General features: G+C 61.7%; 13 protein-coding genes, 1 tRNA gene and 1 pseudogene. 4 read left to right on the forward strand and 11 right to left on the reverse strand.

Annotated features, from left to right (window positions below):
* Positions 1-17 precede the first annotated feature (17 nt).
* Positions 18-377, reverse strand: coding sequence for a hypothetical protein (locus ACQY1K_RS04175; RefSeq protein WP_174196041.1), 360 nt, complete (start codon positions 375-377; stop codon positions 18-20).
* Between the two features lie 284 nt (positions 378-661).
* Between ACQY1K_RS04175 and ACQY1K_RS04180 the strand changes: the two genes are divergently transcribed.
* Positions 662-738, forward strand: a tRNA-Pro gene (locus ACQY1K_RS04180).
* 59 nt (positions 739-797) lie between these two features.
* On the opposite strand, the gene ACQY1K_RS04185 is transcribed toward ACQY1K_RS04180, so the two are convergent.
* The 7 genes and pseudogenes from ACQY1K_RS04185 to ACQY1K_RS04215 all read right to left on the reverse strand — a co-directional run bounded on the left by ACQY1K_RS04185 (position 798) and on the right by ACQY1K_RS04215 (position 10,542).
* Entirely contained in the window at positions 798-1,964 is a 1,167-nt protein-coding gene (locus tag ACQY1K_RS04185; protein ID WP_430258380.1) for a glycosyltransferase family protein, read from the reverse strand.
* A pseudogene (locus ACQY1K_RS04190) lies at positions 1,961-3,210 on the reverse strand (glycosyltransferase). The gene ACQY1K_RS04185 and the pseudogene ACQY1K_RS04190 overlap by 4 nt, the downstream one beginning before the upstream one ends.
* 87 nt (positions 3,211-3,297) lie before the next feature.
* Positions 3,298-4,503, reverse strand: coding sequence for a glycosyltransferase family protein (locus ACQY1K_RS04195; protein WP_113109645.1), 1,206 nt, complete (start codon positions 4,501-4,503; stop codon positions 3,298-3,300).
* A 57-nt stretch (positions 4,504-4,560) separates the two neighbouring features.
* Positions 4,561-5,739, reverse strand: a complete 1,179-nt coding sequence (locus ACQY1K_RS04200; RefSeq protein ID WP_430256220.1) for an ABC transporter permease — start codon at positions 5,737-5,739, stop codon at positions 4,561-4,563.
* Complete coding sequence (locus ACQY1K_RS04205; RefSeq protein ID WP_062453560.1) at positions 5,736-6,734, reverse strand: ABC transporter permease; 999 nt, start codon at positions 6,732-6,734, stop codon at positions 5,736-5,738. The genes ACQY1K_RS04200 and ACQY1K_RS04205 overlap by 4 nt, the downstream gene beginning before the upstream one ends.
* Positions 6,734-8,653 (reverse strand): ABC transporter substrate-binding protein, encoded by a 1,920-nt coding sequence (locus tag ACQY1K_RS04210; RefSeq protein WP_430258381.1) that lies wholly within the window; start codon positions 8,651-8,653, stop codon positions 6,734-6,736. Before ACQY1K_RS04210 ends, ACQY1K_RS04205 begins: the two co-directional genes overlap by 1 nt.
* Positions 8,650-10,542: an ABC transporter ATP-binding protein gene (locus ACQY1K_RS04215; RefSeq protein ID WP_430258382.1), complete on the reverse strand. Its 1,893-nt coding sequence runs from the start codon at positions 10,540-10,542 to the stop codon at positions 8,650-8,652. Before ACQY1K_RS04215 ends, ACQY1K_RS04210 begins: the two co-directional genes overlap by 4 nt.
* A gap of 247 nt (positions 10,543-10,789) precedes the next feature.
* Between ACQY1K_RS04215 and ACQY1K_RS04220 the strand changes: the two genes are divergently transcribed.
* Positions 10,790-11,773, forward strand: a complete 984-nt coding sequence (locus ACQY1K_RS04220) for a glycosyltransferase family 32 protein (RefSeq protein ID WP_430258383.1) — start codon at positions 10,790-10,792, stop codon at positions 11,771-11,773.
* 27 nt (positions 11,774-11,800) lie between these two features.
* On the opposite strand, the gene ACQY1K_RS04225 is transcribed toward ACQY1K_RS04220, so the two are convergent.
* Together ACQY1K_RS04225 and ACQY1K_RS04230 are read right to left on the reverse strand one after the other, a co-directional pair.
* On the reverse strand, positions 11,801-12,532 hold the full coding sequence (locus ACQY1K_RS04225) for a polysaccharide deacetylase family protein (protein ID WP_430258384.1): 732 nt from the start codon (positions 12,530-12,532) through the stop codon (positions 11,801-11,803).
* The gene (locus ACQY1K_RS04230; RefSeq protein WP_430258903.1) at positions 12,529-13,641 is read right to left on the reverse strand and encodes a glycosyltransferase family 4 protein; all 1,113 of its coding nucleotides are present in this window, start codon (positions 13,639-13,641) and stop codon (positions 12,529-12,531) included. The genes ACQY1K_RS04225 and ACQY1K_RS04230 overlap by 4 nt, the downstream gene beginning before the upstream one ends.
* 171 nt (positions 13,642-13,812) lie before the next feature.
* Between ACQY1K_RS04230 and ACQY1K_RS04235 the strand changes: the two genes are divergently transcribed.
* Both ACQY1K_RS04235 and ACQY1K_RS04240 read left to right on the forward strand, forming a co-directional pair.
* Complete coding sequence (locus ACQY1K_RS04235) at positions 13,813-15,090, forward strand: nucleotide sugar dehydrogenase (protein WP_430258905.1); 1,278 nt, start codon at positions 13,813-13,815, stop codon at positions 15,088-15,090.
* A gap of 43 nt (positions 15,091-15,133) precedes the next feature.
* Positions 15,134-15,616 (forward strand): class I SAM-dependent methyltransferase, encoded by a 483-nt coding sequence (locus ACQY1K_RS04240; RefSeq protein ID WP_113109650.1) that lies wholly within the window; start codon positions 15,134-15,136, stop codon positions 15,614-15,616.
* A gap of 198 nt (positions 15,617-15,814) precedes the next feature.
* On the opposite strand, the gene ACQY1K_RS04245 is transcribed toward ACQY1K_RS04240, so the two are convergent.
* Complete coding sequence (locus ACQY1K_RS04245; protein ID WP_062454806.1) at positions 15,815-16,267, reverse strand: cyclic nucleotide-binding domain-containing protein; 453 nt, start codon at positions 16,265-16,267, stop codon at positions 15,815-15,817.
* Between the last annotated feature and the right edge of the window lie 2 nt (positions 16,268-16,269).

Here is a 16,269-nt window from a genome sequence, read left to right on the forward strand (position 1 = left end):
GGCGATGCCCGTTCCATTTACTTCTTCGGCAGCAGCAACTCTTCGCAATAGCTGGAGCCAGTGGAGCCGGGACGATCTGCGGTGATGGTGATGTCACGGATCGTGTAGCTTTCGGAAACGGTGACCTTGGCCGAGCAGCTGACGCTCACCGATTTGCCGTTTGCAAGCTTGATGCGGGTATAGCCGCCGCGCCAGTTGTAGATCGTCGAGCTGCCGCTATCGACATCGCTCAAGGGTGGGCTGAACTTGGCGAAGAACTCGCCAGCCGAACGGCCGGTCCAGTAGGTGTTGATCGGGCTGCTGGCAACGCTGACAGTGGTGCATGCAGAAAGCGCTACCGCGAGAACGGCGGTCAAGGGGAACAGGCGGCGGCTCATAATCTTCAACAAATCCTCTTGCATGTGGTGATCGCCCCAGACAATGCCTGCCAGGCAGGGCTTTTGAGATGGGCAAAGCTTTGATCTCGCACTAACAGATTTCCGCTGCCTGTCGCGACATCATCTTTCCAAACAGCTCTCAATTTTCATCCGAGCCGCTTTTTTGCAACGCCTTGTTCTCGAGGTATTTGAAGCGATGATCAGGCCTGCACGAGACCTCATATTTTTTCAAAGCACACGCTTGTGCAACGGAAAATGCCGGTTTATAGAGGCGCCACTGGTCACGGAGTGTAGCGCAGCCTGGTAGCGCACGTCGTTCGGGACGACGGGGTCGGAGGTTCAAATCCTCTCACTCCGACCAGTTTGACCCTTGTCCCGCAAGGCTCCTTCCCGAAAAAGCTCACTTCACAAGCGCGCGTTTCATCCACGCCCATCCAGCATCCCCGCCACAATCTCCGCCGACCTCTCCGCACCATCCAGCGAAAACGGCAGTTCCTGAACGCCAGTGATCCCGCTCGCCCTTCGGATGGCCTCTGCCAGCGCTTCACCGGTCAGCGAAGCCTCATCCACCACTTGCGCAAGTCCAAGCGCTTTGAGCTTTTCGGCGCGCACAGTCTGCTCAGTCTCGCCGCCGGCCGCGAACGGGATGAGGACTGGCCGGCAGGTGGTGCGGAACAGGTCGCAGACGGTGTTGTAGCCGGCCTGCGAGACAGAGATTTGGGCATTTGCCAGAAGCGACGGGAAGTCGGGGCGGAAACGGATGACCGTCACGCGGGAGCCGGCCTCTGCCGAAATACGGTCGAAATCCTCCGCGGGAAGATTGGGCCCGGTGATGACGCACCAGCTGCGGCCGTCGTTGAGAATGCGCTCGGCTTCCAGGGCCGCGCCGATCAGCCCCGCACCGACGGCGCCGCCGCCGGCCGAGACCAGCACGTCGAACCGGTCGGGCGAGGGGGTGGGCGTGTTGGGTGCGACGAGGCCGGTATAATGGATCTTGCCCGCAAATTCCGACGCCCTGCGAAACGTCTCCTCAAGCTTCACGAAGCCCGCATCGCCATGCACCAGCACGCCGTCGAAATGATCGCGCATCAGGGCAATCGTCTCGTCGTCGCGGCCGGATTTGCGGTTCTCCTGCAGAATGTCGCGCACGGAGGCGAGAAGCAGCGGCTTTGGCTCGGCAGACCTGATCGCCTCCAGCAGCGGCAGAAGTTCGAAACGCATCTGCCGGCGACCGAAGGGAAAGGCCTCGGTGATAACCACGTCAGGCTTCAGGTCGTGAAAGAGATCAAGCAGCAGGCCGGTGCGATGGTCCTGGAAGGCCTCGTCCACAGGCTCGCCGCTCGTGGCATCGCTAAGCGATGAAAATCCGCTGTTGGAGGCGACCACCGGCGGCAGCTGCACATGCGCCATGCCTGCAGGCGGAAAGCCTTTCACCGGCGTGCCACCCGTCACCAGCGTCACGTCGAACCCGGCGCTCTGCAGTGCCGTGGCAACGCGGCTTGCCCGAACAATATGGCCGATACCCAGCAGGTGCTGCACATAAAACAGGACGCGCCGGCCCTTGCCGATCGAGGTACCGTTGTTCATCGGTGGGTCTCCAGGCTTGCAAAGCTCTTGGTGAACAGCCGGTTGAGGTCGGCAATGCTGGTATGGTGGTCGAAGTCGTGGCGCACCTTTGCCTCGGCGGCCTGACCCAGGCGCTGCCGAAGGGCGGGCTCACGGATCGCTTTTTCAAGCGCTGCCGCCAGTGCCACCGGATCTTCCGGCGCAACCAGCAGTCCGTTTTCGCCATCGACGAAAAGTTCGGTAATGCCTGAAATGTTGGTCGCCACCACGGCAAGGTTCTGGCTTGCGGCTTCCACCATCACGTTGGGCAGGCCGTCGCGGTCGCCGTCGGCGGTGATCCGGCAGGCGAGCGAGAAAAGGTCGCTGTCGCGGTAATGCTCCAGCACCTCGCGCTGGTCGAGCGCACCCTTCCAGGTGATGCGCGACGCGATCGAAAGGTCTTCGGCAAGTGCCTTGAGGGGGAAAGCTCATCGCCGCCGCCGATATGGGTAAAGCGCCAGGCAAGCTCCTTCGGCAGCAGCGCCAGTGCGCGCAGAAGCGTGTCATACCCCTTCTTCTTCACCGCCCGGCCGACGCTGACGATCCTCACCGGATCATCCGGGTCGCGCCCGTCGCGGGCAGGGCGGGTACCTGCGAAATGCGGGAACCGGTCGAGATCCAGGCCGTGATAGCTCAGATGCACGTTGTCGCGGGATGAAAGGCTCTGCAGCCGCTCATGCCCCGCCTTGGTGCAGGTCACCGTCCAATCGGCCTCGTCAAGCTTGTCGGAGAGATCCCAGGGCTCTGAAGTCCAGATATCCTTGGCATGTGCCGAAACGGTAAAGGGAATGCCGCTCATGCGGCTTGCGTAGCGGGCAACGGCTGCCGGCGTGTGAATGAAATGCACATGCAGCCAGTCGGCATCATCAGGCCATTCCGCCACCAGAACCGCAGCCTGGCCGAACCGCCTGAAACGGTTGCGGGAAAAATCGCGCGGCAGGTCGCGGAAAAACGCCTTGAGCGCCGAGCCGAAACCCGGCAGCGTTGCGACCTTCATCAGCGCCTTTGCCACCCGCACCGGCTCCTCATGCAGGTATTCCGGCAGATAGCTGACCGGCGCCTTGATCTCGTCATGCACCGGATGCCGCTTCTTGTCGGTCGGGCGGCGCATAGCCACCAGCTTCAGGGCAAAGCCTGCCCGTTCCAGCCCCAGCAGTTCCTGGGCGATAAACGTTTCCGAGAGCCGCGGATAACCTTTCAGCAGCACGACGATGGTCTTGTTGGTCATGTCAAAGCAGTTCCAGCAGAAATGCGCAGCGGTTTTACATCCGGGCGTTCTTGCATCCGGGGCTGCGTCAGGTCGGGAGAGGGCGTGTTAGCCTTGCGCAATCGCAAGGTGGCGTCCCTTGTTCTTCATCCACCCTTCGACGATCTCGCCGATATGTGGCAGGCCTTCCATCTGCAAGCCGGGTGCCGTCACCGAGGGCGGGTCGCGCTTCCACAGCGCCTTGATCGCGGCTGCAAATTTCGTGGCATCGGCACTGTCGTCGGCAGACAGCATGTCGACGAGACCGAGCTCCGCGCCGCGTGTTGCACGGATCAGCTGCTCTTCGCGCGGCTGCGTGCGCGGCACGATCAGAGCCGGCTTGTCGAATGACAGGATCTCGCAATAGGTGTTGTAGCCGCCCATGGCGATTACCGCCTTGGCGCCGGCGATCCGGTCTTCCATGCGGTTGTCGAACTCGATCACCTCAAGGCGCGGATCGTCCTTGCAGGCCTCGGTAAACACCGCGCGCTGCTCGGCCGGCATGTAGGGCCCAAGCACGATCACCGTCTTGTAGGTCAGTGCCGGATCGGCCTGATAGGCTGCAATCACGTCGCGCACCAGGTCTGCGCCATCGCCGCCGCCACCGGTCGTCACCAGCAGGTAGTCCTCGTCCGCGTCGGTTTCCGGCACGGCACCGGAAGTCACCTTGCGCTGCAGGAAGCCGACGAAATGCATCTTCTGGCGCACCGACGCCGGCGCATCCAGCCCTTCGAGCGGATCATGAAACTCCGGCGGGCCGTAAACCCACACGTCGTCATAGAGCTGGCCGATTTTGCGCAGCGTATCGTGCCGCTCCCATTCGGCCTTGAGCAGATGCGGCGCGTCCATCACGTCGCGAAGGCCGAGCACCAGACGTGTGCCCTTGGTCTTCAGATAGACCAGCGTGTCCTCCACTTCACCGCGAAGGCCAAGCGGCTCCTTGTCGACGATGAAGATGTCGGGCTCGAAGCTTTCGGCGGTATGGCGAATGCTGGAATGGCGCATCTTCAGCGTCTCGGCCAGATCGATATGCTGGTCCATCGACGTGTAATCGCCGTTGTGCAGCTTGATCACGCTGGGGATCTTCACGAAGTCAACGCGGGCGCGGTAATCGAAGGCACCGGCAATCGTCGCGCCGGAAATGATCAGCACCTGCACGCCGCGGTAATTCTCCACCAGCGAATGGGCGATGGTGCGGCAACGGCGCAAATGCCCAAGCCCGAACGTGTCATGGCTGTACATGAGAATACGGGCATTATTCAGATGTCGCGGCATGCCCGAAACTCCTACCGGCAACGATGTGTCTGACAAAGCGGCATGCCGCAGCAGTCACTATTTATATGGATCTGCCGCATCTCTAAGACCATCACCGAGGAAATTGAAGGCAAGTATGACGAATATCACTGGCACGACCGGCAGCAGCAGCCAAGGATAAAGTGCGATAGCGCTGACGCTTCGCGCTTCTGTGAGAAGAACGCCCCAGCTTGTGATCGGCGGGCGAAGACCGAGGCCGAGGAAGCTCAATGTCGTCTCGCCAAGAATCATGCCCGGGATCGTCAACGTCGCGCTGGCGATCAGATGCGACATGAAACCGGGGATCAGGTGGCGACCGATGATGCGCGTGCTTCCGGCACCCATCAACTGTGCGGCAAGCACGTAATCCTCTTCGCGCAGCGACAGCAGTTTGGAGCGCACCGCGCGCGCAAGCCCTGTCCAGTCGAGCAGACCAAGGATGAAGGTGATCCCGAGATAGATGACGAGCGGGCTCCAGTCGGCCGGCATCACGGCCGCCAGCGCCAGCCACAGCGGAATGCTGGGGATCGACTGCAGCACCTCGATGATGCGCTGGGTGACCGTATCAAACCAGCCGCCCCAATAGCCGGCAATGCCGCCGATGACGATGCCGAGGATGAAGCTTGTGGCAACACCAAGAAGGCCGATCGTCAGCGAGATCCTTGCGCCGTAGAGAATGCGCGACAGCATGTCGCGGCCGAGCCGGTCGGTGCCGAGCAGGTGGAACTGGCCGCCTTCTGCGGGGCAGACCAGATGCGTGCTCATCTCCACCACGCCCCAGAACCGGTAGGGATCGCCCTGGCAGAGAAAGCGTAGCTTTTGCACATCGGCCGTGTCGTCGGAATAGTTCCGCCGCAGCGTCGTCATGTCCAGGTCCATCTTCTGGCCATAGACGAAAGGACCGACGAAGTTACCCTCGTGGAACAGATGCACCGATTGCGGCGGCGCGTAGATGAAATCGATATTGCGGGTATGCACCTTGTAGGGCGCCAGGAACTCGACGACCACGATCATCAGATAGGCGATGAGCAGAAGGATGCCGGAAATCAGCGCCAGCCGGTGCCGCTTGAAGCGCCACCACATCAGCTGAAGCTGCGATGCCTCGTGGACCTTCAGCGCACTGCCGTCGGCATCGCGCTCGATCTCGTAAGGGTCGAAGGCCCCCTCGCGGACGTAATGCGGCAGCTTGCCCGCATCGCTGCTGTCGATCACCGTCATTTGGTTCTCCCGCCGCGAAGCCTGATGCGCGGGTCGAACATCGCAAGCGCAATGTCTGAAATCAGTACGCCGATAACAGTGAGGAAGCTGAGGAACATCAGGAACGAGCCGGCAAGATACATGTCCTGGCTCTGCAGGGCGCGGATCAGCATCGGGCCGGTCGTTTCGAGCGACAGCACGACCGCGGTGATTTCAGCCCCTGAAATGATCGAGGGCAGGATCGAGCCGATATCGGAGATGAAGAAGTTGAGCGACATCCGCAGCGGATACTTGGTCAGAACCTTGAACGGATGCAGGCCCTTGGCACGCGCGGTCATCACATACTGCTTGTGCAGTTCATCCAGAAGGTTGGCCCGCAACCGCCGCACCATGCCGGCTGTCCCGGCAGTGCCGATGATCAGCACGGGGATCCAGATATGCTCGAGGATCGACTTGAACTTCGCCCAGCTCATCGATTCCGACATGTACTGCGCGTCCATCAGATGGCCGATCGACGTGCCGAAATAGATGTTGGCGAGATACATGAGAACGAGGGCCAGCACGAAATTGGGAACGGCAAGACCGATCAGGCCAAGAAGCGTCAGCCCGTAATCACCCCAGCTATACTGGTGGGTGGCCGAATAGACGCCGATCGGGAAGGCGAGAACCCAGGTGATGATGATGGTCAGGGTGGAAACGAGGATCGTCAGCCACACCCGGTCACCGACCACGTCCGTGACAGGCATGCGGTATTCGAACGAATAACCGAAATCGCCGGTCATCATGCCGGCCACCCAGTTGAGGTAGCGGATCGGCTCAGGCTGATCGAAACCGTAACGGGCACGCAGGTCTTCGATCTCCTGAAGATCGGCCTTTTCGCCCATCGCCTTCAGCTGTTCGACATAGCTTTCGAAATAGTCACCCGGCGGCAGCTCGATGATCGTGAAGATCAGCATCGAGATCAGCACCAGCGTCGGGATCATCACGAGGATGCGCCAGATAATGTAGCGGAACATCAGGCAGTTTCCTCGTCATACCAGAATGCATCCGGCAGATAGACGCCGAGATAGGATGTGGGGTCGAAACCGTAGAGCGCCTTCGACGGCACGTTTTGCAGCTTGGACGATTGCACGACGGGCTGCAGCGTGGCGTTGACGATGCCGATCGTAAACACCTGGTCGGTAAACAGCGCCAGCATCTTGTGCCAGACATCCGTCCGCTGGTCGAAACCCTCGGCCTTGCGCCATTCCCTGTAAAGGTCCAGTAGCGCCTTTGCCTCGGGAAGATCAGGCGCCTTGCCATCGCTGCCGCCGGAAAGCGCATGGAGGCCCCAGATCGACCATTGCAGCTGGTCGTCGCTGGTCGGTGCCAGTTCCTTCGGCGCCATGTCGGCAGTTGGTACGCCATTGTCGAGGCCGCCGCCGACCGACATGATCGCATCGCCACCCTTCACGCGCCGGCGCAAAAGCTCACGCTGGGCCACATGCGGGTAGATCTTGATGCCGACCTGCAGCAACTGGTCGCCGATCAGTTCCAAGGCATCGGTCTCGAACGTGCTTTCGCCTGTTATCTCAATGATGATCTTCGCCAACCGGCCATCGGGCAGGCGGCGCATGCCTTCGTCTTCATCCAGCACAAGACCGATCTCGTCGAGCAGCCGGTTCGCCTGATCAGGATCGAAAGCGGCCCAGGCCTTCTGGTATTCCGGCTTGAACAGCGGGCTGTCGGGTAGGATCGAATTGGAGCTCTCGGTCGCAAGACCATAGAAGACCGCCTTGTTGATTTCGCCGCGATTGATCGCAAGAGACATCGCACGCCGGAAGCGCACGTCGCGGAAGAGGTTGCGCCAGCCTTCATCCTTGCAGTTGAGGTTGGGAAACAGCGCCATGCGCGATCCTTGCGTCCGCTTCCACAGATCCACCTTCAACGGGTAGCGCTGCTCGGCATTCTTCAGGAACGTGTAATCGGCAAAATCGAGGTTGGTCACCTGCAGGTCGCTCTCGCCGGTGCCGGTCTTGGCGGCGATCAGGTCCGCGGAGGAGACGTCCAGCATCACCTTGTCGATATAGGGAAGCTGCAGGCCGTTTTCGTCGACGCGGTAGTAATAGGGGTTGCGCTCGAACACGAAGCGCTCGGCCGGCGGCGCCGTGCGGTTGCGCCAGGCATCCAGCGTCGGCAGGTTCGGGTTTTCCGGCCGCACCACGCGCGACATCTTCTGGTGCAGCGCCGCCCAGTCGTCCACCCGTTCGCGGGCGATATGCTGTGCCAGCAGCTCCTTCGTCTGGTAGCGCATATGGAACTGCTTCATGTAGGCAGCAGGGAACATCAGCCGGATCGGCGAAGGCGAGGCCTGGTCGGCGAGGAAATCGGGGTTCGGATCGTCCCAGCTGTAGCGCACGGTGCGCGCATCGATCACCTCGAACCGCGGGGGCTTGCCGTTGATCATCAGCCCGGCCGGCGGTCCGCCCTTGGCGAGCTTCTTCTCGTGAAAGACATCATCCCAGACATAGCGGAAATCATCGGCCGTGAACGGGCTCCCGTCCGACCATTTATGGCCTTCGCGTAAGCGGAAGGTGAAGACGCGGTCGTTCTCGACCTCGTAGGCTTCCAGAATATCGGCTTCCAGCTTCAGGTCGGAATTATATCCCACCAGCCGGGCGTAACAGTTGATCGGCATGAAGCGGATGTCGCGCTGGCCGCCGATCAGCATCCGCATCGAACCGCCGTAACGTCCGGGCTTTAGCCCGCGCTCTGCAAGGTTGAGGACGCGCGGCGTCTTCGGCAGACGCTCCTCGATGGGAGGCAGCGGCGTCTCGGTCGGGATCTGCGCGAGATAGTCGGACTGGCTAAAGGCCGCAAACACCCGCGCCGGGATTGCGGTTGCACCCGCGACCGAGCCCAACAGGGCCAGCATATGCCGTCTGGAAATCGTCATCCTGCCACAAGCTCCCGCGCATCGACATTGGTGCGGGCAAGAACCAGATGCCCGCCGCCGAGATCCACATGGGTCAGCTCCGCGCTGTCCTTCTCGTCGAGGAACTGCTTGCCCCAGATCTTCATGGCCGATGCCGTCGGCGTGCCGATCGTCTCGAAATCCAGTTTGTGGTCGAGGCTCGGCAGAGGCACGGCGGCCAGCAGTTTCTTCGTATAGGGATGAACAGGTGCCCGCATGATCGTTTCGCAGGGGCCGATCTCCACGATCCGCCCCGCATACATCACCGCCACCCGGTCTGCCATGTAGTTCACGACAGCCAGATTGTGCGAGATGAACAGATAGGTCAGCCCGAGTTCGGACTTCAGGTCCTTCATCAGGTTCAGCACCTGCGCCTGGATCGACACGTCGAGCGCCGAAACCGGTTCGTCGCAGATCACCAGATCCGGCCCGAGAGCAAGTGCCCGCGCGATCCCAATGCGCTGGCGCTGGCCACCGGAAAACGAATGCGGATAGCGCATCAGCGCGCTTTCGGGCATGCCCACCGCATGGATCAGCCGGCGCACCGCTTCCTGCCGCTTGGCGAGCGGGCCGCGGTCATGGATGTCGAGCGGTTCGCGAATGATGCTGCGAACCGGCATGCGCGGCGAAAGTGATGAGACCGGATCCTGGAACACCATCTGCAGCCGAGTGCGCAGATCGTCCAGCACTTCGCCTTCGCAGTTGAGCACGTCGACCGGACCGTTTTCACCGTTATAGACGACACTGCCATGATCGACCGACAGCCCGCGCATCAGGATCTTGCTGAGCGTGGTCTTGCCGCAGCCGCTTTCGCCCACGAGCCCGAGCGTCTCGCCGCGGCGGATCTCGAAGCTCACATCATTGACTGCCACCGTCCGCTCGGGCTTTGCCCCGAAACCGAAGCCTGCACCCTTCTTGGTGACGAAGCTCTTGGTGACGTGGTTGACCGACAGCAGTATCTCGGGGAGGACCTTCTCGCTCTTGCGCCGTCCCATCAGGCCAACCGTATCCACCTTGATTTCGCGCAGCGGCTTCAGGCGCTCCTCGCGTGGCCTGTCGAAATCCGGCACCGCTGCCATCAGCCCCTTCGTATAGGGATGCTGCGGATTGCGGAAAATGTCCGAGGCCGAGCCAGCCTCCATGACCTCGCCGCGATAGACCACCACCACTTCATCGGCCATCGATGCAACGACACCGAGATCGTGGGTGATCAGGAGCATCGCCATGCCGAGCTTGGCCTGCAGCTCCTGCAGCAGCTTGAGGATCTGCGCCTGGATCGTCACGTCGAGCGCCGTCGTCGGCTCGTCGGCGATCAGAAGCGCCGGGCGACAGACCAGAGCCATCGCGATCATCGCACGCTGGCGCATGCCGCCGGAAAGCTCGAACGGATACATGTCGAACACGCGGGCAGGATTGTCGAAACCGACCAGAGACAGCGTCTCCTCACTCGCCTCTCGCCGCTCCGCAGGCGACATCGCCGTATGGATTTTCAGGCTTTCCTCGATCTGGTTGCCGACCGTGTGGATCGGCGAGAACGAGGTCATTGGTTCCTGAAAGATCATGCCGATGCGGCTGCCGCGGATCGCGCGGATCTGCCGCCCGTCGCGGGGCAGCGCAATCAAATCGACGGACTGGCCGGTCGCTGGATCGTCGAACACCGCGCACCCGGAAATCTTGGCGACGTCGGTCTCGATCCCCATGATCGCGCGGCCGAGAGCCGACTTGCCGGAACCGCTTTCGCCCACCAGTGCCGTGACCTGGCCCGGGCGTATCCGCATGCTGAGATTCCGGACCGCCTGGATCGCGCCGCCCCAGACCGGGAACGACACGTTCAATCCTTCGATGCGGAGAACTTCCTTCGGTGGGTTCATCAATGAAGTCCGGCTCCCGGAGAATGGAGCAGAGAGGTAAGATTGATCGATTGCAAAACACGGTAGCGCACGCTCGTGCACCTGTCCATTGCAGCAACCCCGCTGCCGATCGTCCCTATCATGCGCCCCCCTGCATGTCGGTTGACATCTGCGCCAATAAGCCTGACCTCTTGGCGGAGATCGAGAAATTCGAGTGTTAAACGCATATCCCCTAGGAGCGTTGCGTGACAGCGAGGTGAAATTACACGTGACAGCCGAAAAGTCTGACCAGAAAACCTATAAGCGCAAGATCACCGATGCCCGTGCCCTGATCGAGGCCGGAAAACTGGAGGAGGCGCAGGCGGCGCTGACATCACTTTCCGCCGACGAAACGGTGATGACGACAGACGTTCTTGGCGAGCGCACGGCTCTCGGAATGCCGCGCAAGCTTCACTCCGCATGGCTGAAGCTTGCCAAAGCGGAGGGCGACGCAATCGGCCGCGTCGGTCTGCAGCACGGCCTCGTCCCCGATCCCGCCGTGATGGCGCCGTTCATCACCTTCGATGCAGACGAGAAACGGTTGATGGCAGAGCTTGGGCGAAAGCCGGTGCCGCGCATTATCCACCAGATCTGGATCGGCACGCTGCCGCTGCCGCCAGCAGTCACCCGCTGGGAAAGCCATGCAAAGGCGACCGGCTTCGAATACCGCCTGTGGCGCGAGGCGGATCTCGAACAGCTTGGTATCGCAAGCCATCCCGCCTATCTTGCCATGCTTGAAGACGGAGACTATCCGGGCGCCGTCGATGTCGCCCGCTATGCCATTTTGCTGGAGCATGGCGGCATCTATCTCGACTGCGACTGGTATCCGACCCGCGAGGATATCGGTTTTGGCGATCTCCTGCCGCTGATCGGTCTCGGCGCCATCGCCGAGGATGTGGCGCGCGATGTCGGGGCGGGAAGCCTTCTTCTTGCCAATTCCTTCATCGCCACACCGCCCGGCCATCCCGCCTTTGCAAAGATGCTCGAGGTGTTTCCCGACGTGATGGCGGCGCTGCCGCAGGCGCCCGCCTGGTGGTCCACAGGTCCGCTGATCATGACCATGTTGTTTCGGCAGACCAATGTGTTCCTCGCCCCCTTCGGCCTCGTCGCCGCCTCGCTAAAGCGCGGCGCACCGATTGCAGAAGTCGAGAAAGCCTGCGGGGACGCGGTTGCGTCCGGAGAGGGCCTGCTGGTCGCCTGGAAGAGCTGGTAGGCTCGAAGCGATCAGTAACGCGTCGGGTTAGAGCCCCAGCAAGACCCGGGCCGAGCGCCAGCGGCAAGCGGGGTGATCCGCCGTCACGCCGAACAGCAGGTCGAGGAAATGCCAGGCATTGTCGTCATGTACGAGATGATGGCCGAGCACGCCGATCACAGGTACCCGTTCCGGTGTCTCGATCAGCGCGATCGTTTCCGCGATGAGTTCGGAAGCCGGCCGTCCGCCGCGCGTGCCGTGCCAGTCCATGATGTCGACATGGCTGTTCAGCATCGCAACCGACGCCGTCTTTTCCGGCCCGAAGGTGGAAAGCGCCTTGAAACCAAGCGCCGGCAGCGCCTCGACCAGTTCGGGCGCAATCCGGTTCCACGGCGGCACCAGCATCGGCAGGAAGCGGGGCGCATGCAGCTCTGCCAGCTTGTCGAACCCGGCCTTCAGCTCGGACACGATATCGGGCAGGGGGCGATGGCTCCCGAGTTCCTGCTTCTTTTCTCCCGCACCCGCATAGTTCCGATGCGACCAGCCATGCACCGCGACATCGAGATGCGGCTGGGTGTCGAGATAGGATGCGAGATCGGCACCCGTCATCTCGGGGATGACAGCAAGCGTTGCCGGTACGGAAAACGCATCGGCCATGGTCGCAAGCTTTGCCAGCTGTTCCGTCGGCTCGACAGCGTCATCGTCGCGCAGCCAGAAATCGATCCGCCTTCCGTTGTCGGCAAGCCGGTCGAGCGCCAGCCTCAGGTCGTTTTCGATCATGCTTTTTCCTTTGCGCCTATGGCGGTGATGATCTCGTCAAGCCTGTCGGCCGCAGCCATGATCGATCGTTGCGACACGACGAAATCGCGCGCAGCGTGGCCGAGCCGCAGCCGTTCCGTCTCGTCATCCAGCAGCCGCTCGATTGCCGCTGCATAGGCCGCCGCATCTCCCGGTGGCGTCAGGATGCCGCCGATCCCGTCGGTCACCACCTCGGGTACACCGGCCCCGTTTTCCGCCACCACAGGCACGCCGGATGCCTGTGCCTCCAGATAGGAAAGCCCATAGGCTTCCGAAACCCCCGGCCATGTCAGGATCGCTGCGGTCGACAGCAGCGCTGCAACCTCCTCGGCGCTCTGCAAGCCCATCCACTCCACACGCCCGGCAAGCGCCCCCTCAAAGAGAGCCTCCACCTCAGCCCGCATCGGCCCGTCGCCGATCGCCGTGAGGTGCCAGTCGTCACGATGGGCAATCTGCTTCAGCGCCTCGGCAAGCGCTGCATAACAGGCAAACTTGTTGCCCGGCCGCATCATGCCGACAGCCACCAGCCGCCCCGGTTCGGGCGATGGCGCGCGGGCCAGATAGGGCGTCGGATCGATAAACGGAAACAGCCGCGAAAGCTTCGCATCCGGCACCACCTCTGCAAGCCCGCGTCCGTCGCGACCGGTGAAACAGATATTGGTCGCCGCCAGTGCGACCGCATCCACTACAATTTCCTGCGCTTCCACCCACTGCCCCAAATTGCGCCGATGCGAATAGGAGGCTTCCGCCGTCACATAGGGAATGTCGAAACGACGGCAGAGGGTAGGGCCGATCAGGTCCGGCGCCTTGTAATAAAGGTGGTAGGTAAACCACAGGTCCGGCAGTCTCTCGCCGAGTGCCAGTCGTCTTTCCCACTCAGTCGAAATCCGCTCGACCTCGTGCGCCGCCTGCGCATCGCGTTCCCCAGTCGACGAGGTCTGCTCGGGCAGAAACGCGCGGAACTCCGAAACCAGATCGACCTTGTGTCCTTTGACCCCAAGGATCTCGATCAATTGCCGTGCCATCAGCCGGTCGCCTGAGGGGACGGTATGGTTCGGCGATTTCAGTGGCGCGTAGAAGGCGATGTCCATGCTGTGGGATAGCATCCGTCACGCCAGCGTGAAAAGCCCGATCTCTTGACAGAGCCAGTCGTTGGGCTCACCTGATGGCTTCCCAGTTTGAATGCCTCCGGAGTGCCATCCTTGAACCAGCAATCGCCACAGGCGACGGATCTTTTGTCCGCCATCGAAGACAAGCGCGCAATGATCGGCGTCATCGGCCTCGGCTATGTCGGCCTGCCGCTCGCCATGACGGTCGCCCGCGCCGGCTTCAAGGTCACCGGTTTCGACATCGATCCCGCCAAGATGACCGCGATCGAGGCGGGAAAAAGCTATATCGAGGCCGTGCCCGACGACGTACTTTCCGCCGAGCGCGATGCCGGCCGGTTTGCAGCGACGACCGATTTCGCACGCCTTGCCGAATGCGACGTGATCGCCATCTGCGTGCCGACGCCGCTCACCCGTCACCGCGAACCTGACCTGTCCTATGTCGCAAAAACCTGCGAGCAGATCGCCGGCGCCCTGCGCAAGGGCCAGCTCGTCGTTCTCGAATCCACCACCTATCCCGGCACGACCGAAGAGGTGATGAAGCCGATCCTCGAAAAGACCGGGCTGGTTGCGGGCGAGGATTTCTTCCTCGGCTATTCGCCGGAACGCGAAGACCCCGGCAACCGCGATTTCCAGACCTCGACCATCCCGAAGGTCGTTGCCGGCGATGGCGAGGCGGCGTCTGCCATGGTGTCAGCCTTTTACGGCGCCGTCGTCGAAACCATCGTTCCGGTCTCCGGCACCCGCACCGCGGAAGCGGTCAAGCTCACGGAAAACGTCTTCCGCGCCGTCAATATCGCGCTCGTGAACGAGTTGAAGATCGTCTACGAGCGGATGGGCATCGACGTCTGGGAAGTGATTGCCGCCGCCAAGACCAAGCCATTCGGCTACATGCCCTTCTATCCGGGCCCGGGCCTCGGCGGTCACTGCATCCCGATCGACCCGTTCTACCTCACCTGGAAATCACGCGAATACGACCAGCCGACCCGCTTCATCGAACTCGCCGGCGAGATCAACACGGCAATGCCGCGCTATGTCGTCGACCGGCTGGCCGAAGCGCTCGACCGCATGCTCGGCAAGGCGCTCAGCCGTTCGCGGGTTCTCATCCTCGGTCTCGCCTACAAGAAGAACGTGCCGGATATCCGCGAAAGCCCGTCGCTGCGGCTGATGGAACTGCTTCTGGAACGCGGTGCCGACGTGGCCTATCACGACCCTTACGTCTCCGAAGTGCCGCGCACCCGCGAATACGGTCACCTGATGGGCCGCAAGTCCGTCGCGCTCGATCAACTCGGCGATTTCGATGCCGTCGTCATCGCCACCGATCATGACAGCTTCGACTACCAGGCGATTGCCGATGGTGCGCCGCTGGTCGTCGATACCCGCAATGCGATGGCCAATCGCGGCATCACGTCGCAAACCATCGTCAAGGCGTAACCGTGCCCTATCTCAACGCTTGATCGCCGGAAAAGGGAAAGCAATGAGCAGACTGGACAGCTTTATCAACCGGATGACCGCGCAGCGCGACATCCTCAATCACATCAAGAACGATCTCGGCCTGCCAGCTTCGGGCGATGTCTACGAGGTCGGCATCGGCAACGGCCGCACCTATAGCCATCTGCGCGAGCTGTTCGCCGACCGCCGCATCCTCGCCTTCGACCGCTCCAACGGCGCCCACCGCACTGAAGCACCGTCCGAAAACGACGTCGTGCTGGGAGAGATCAAGGATACCGGCCAGGAATATGTCGGCAAGAACGCTGCCCTCGTGCATGCGGACATCGGCACCGGCTATCCGGATGCGGATGCGAGAACCTTGCAGTGGTTGCCGCAAATGGCGGCTGGCATGCTCGCGTCGGGCGCCTATGCCGTCAGCGGCCTGCCGCTCGACCACCCCGATCTTGAAGAACTGCCGCGCCTGCCCAGTGTGGAGGAGGGCCGCTACTTCTATTATCGCAAGCGATAAACAGGCCGTGAAACGGGCGTGAGGACCAGCGCCACGCCCGTGTTCCGCCACAAATTCAGGTCAGAGAAAACCTATCGTCAGCACCGCTGACCGAGTGTCCAACGCGCGCAAATGGCATCGTTTGCGCGCTCAAAGACCAGCGGATGAGCCGAGGGAAAGGCTGTGGATAACCTGTGGATAACGGCCGATGACGGGCAATCAGGCGTGCTGACGGTCCCGGCGCATGTCGTCCATGCGGGCACCACGGATCGTTTCGGCGAGCGTCCGGCTGATTTCCATGCTCATGCGCGGATTGTCGGAGATCACCTTGAAGAAGGCATCCTTGGTAATGCGCAGAACATCGACCTCAGTCACGGCCCGTGCGGTAACGGCCTGCGAGCAATTGGAGAGAAGGCACATCTCGCCGATAATGGAATTGCACCCGGCCTCGCCGATCTTGGTCTCGGAATTCGCCGAACCGCTGATCATGTCGACCTTTCCGCACAGGATCACGTAGGCAGCATCGCTGCTGTCGCCCTGTGAGAAAATATCCTGCCCCGGTTCGTAGAGAACGCGGTCGGAGGTAAAGGCAAGCAGCTTAAGTTTGCACGGATCGACCCGGCAAAAATAAGGAACTTTCTTCAGCAACTGCACTTCATCGTTGAGCAACATGG

The sequence above is a fragment of the Neorhizobium sp. IRS_2294 genome (genome assembly GCF_050500145.1).
Lineage (GTDB): Bacteria > Pseudomonadota > Alphaproteobacteria > Rhizobiales > Rhizobiaceae > Neorhizobium > Neorhizobium soli.

Coding starts and splice junctions, on each gene's coding strand:
- ACQY1K_RS04210 (WP_430258381.1), bottom strand. CDS start 8,653: ATGACGATTTCCAGACGGCATATGCTGGCCCTGTTGGGCTCGGTCGCG.
- ACQY1K_RS04205 (WP_062453560.1), bottom strand. CDS start 6,734: ATGTTCCGCTACATTATCTGGCGCATCCTCGTGATGATCCCGACGCTG.
- ACQY1K_RS04225 (WP_430258384.1), bottom strand. CDS start 12,532: ATGATCGAAAACGACCTGAGGCTGGCGCTCGACCGGCTTGCCGACAAC.
- ACQY1K_RS04215 (WP_430258382.1), bottom strand. CDS start 10,542: ATGAACCCACCGAAGGAAGTTCTCCGCATCGAAGGATTGAACGTGTCG.
- ACQY1K_RS04195 (WP_113109645.1), bottom strand. CDS start 4,503: ATGCCGCGACATCTGAATAATGCCCGTATTCTCATGTACAGCCATGAC.
- ACQY1K_RS04240 (WP_113109650.1), top strand. CDS start 15,134: ATGAGCAGACTGGACAGCTTTATCAACCGGATGACCGCGCAGCGCGAC.
- ACQY1K_RS04175 (WP_174196041.1), bottom strand. CDS start 377: ATGAGCCGCCGCCTGTTCCCCTTGACCGCCGTTCTCGCGGTAGCGCTT.
- ACQY1K_RS04245 (WP_062454806.1), bottom strand. CDS start 16,267: ATGTTGCTCAACGATGAAGTGCAGTTGCTGAAGAAAGTTCCTTATTTT.
- ACQY1K_RS04185 (WP_430258380.1), bottom strand. CDS start 1,964: ATGAACAACGGTACCTCGATCGGCAAGGGCCGGCGCGTCCTGTTTTAT.
- ACQY1K_RS04235 (WP_430258905.1), top strand. CDS start 13,813: ATGATCGGCGTCATCGGCCTCGGCTATGTCGGCCTGCCGCTCGCCATG.
- ACQY1K_RS04230 (WP_430258903.1), bottom strand. CDS start 13,641: ATGGACATCGCCTTCTACGCGCCACTGAAATCGCCGAACCATACCGTC.
- ACQY1K_RS04200 (WP_430256220.1), bottom strand. CDS start 5,739: ATGACGGTGATCGACAGCAGCGATGCGGGCAAGCTGCCGCATTACGTC.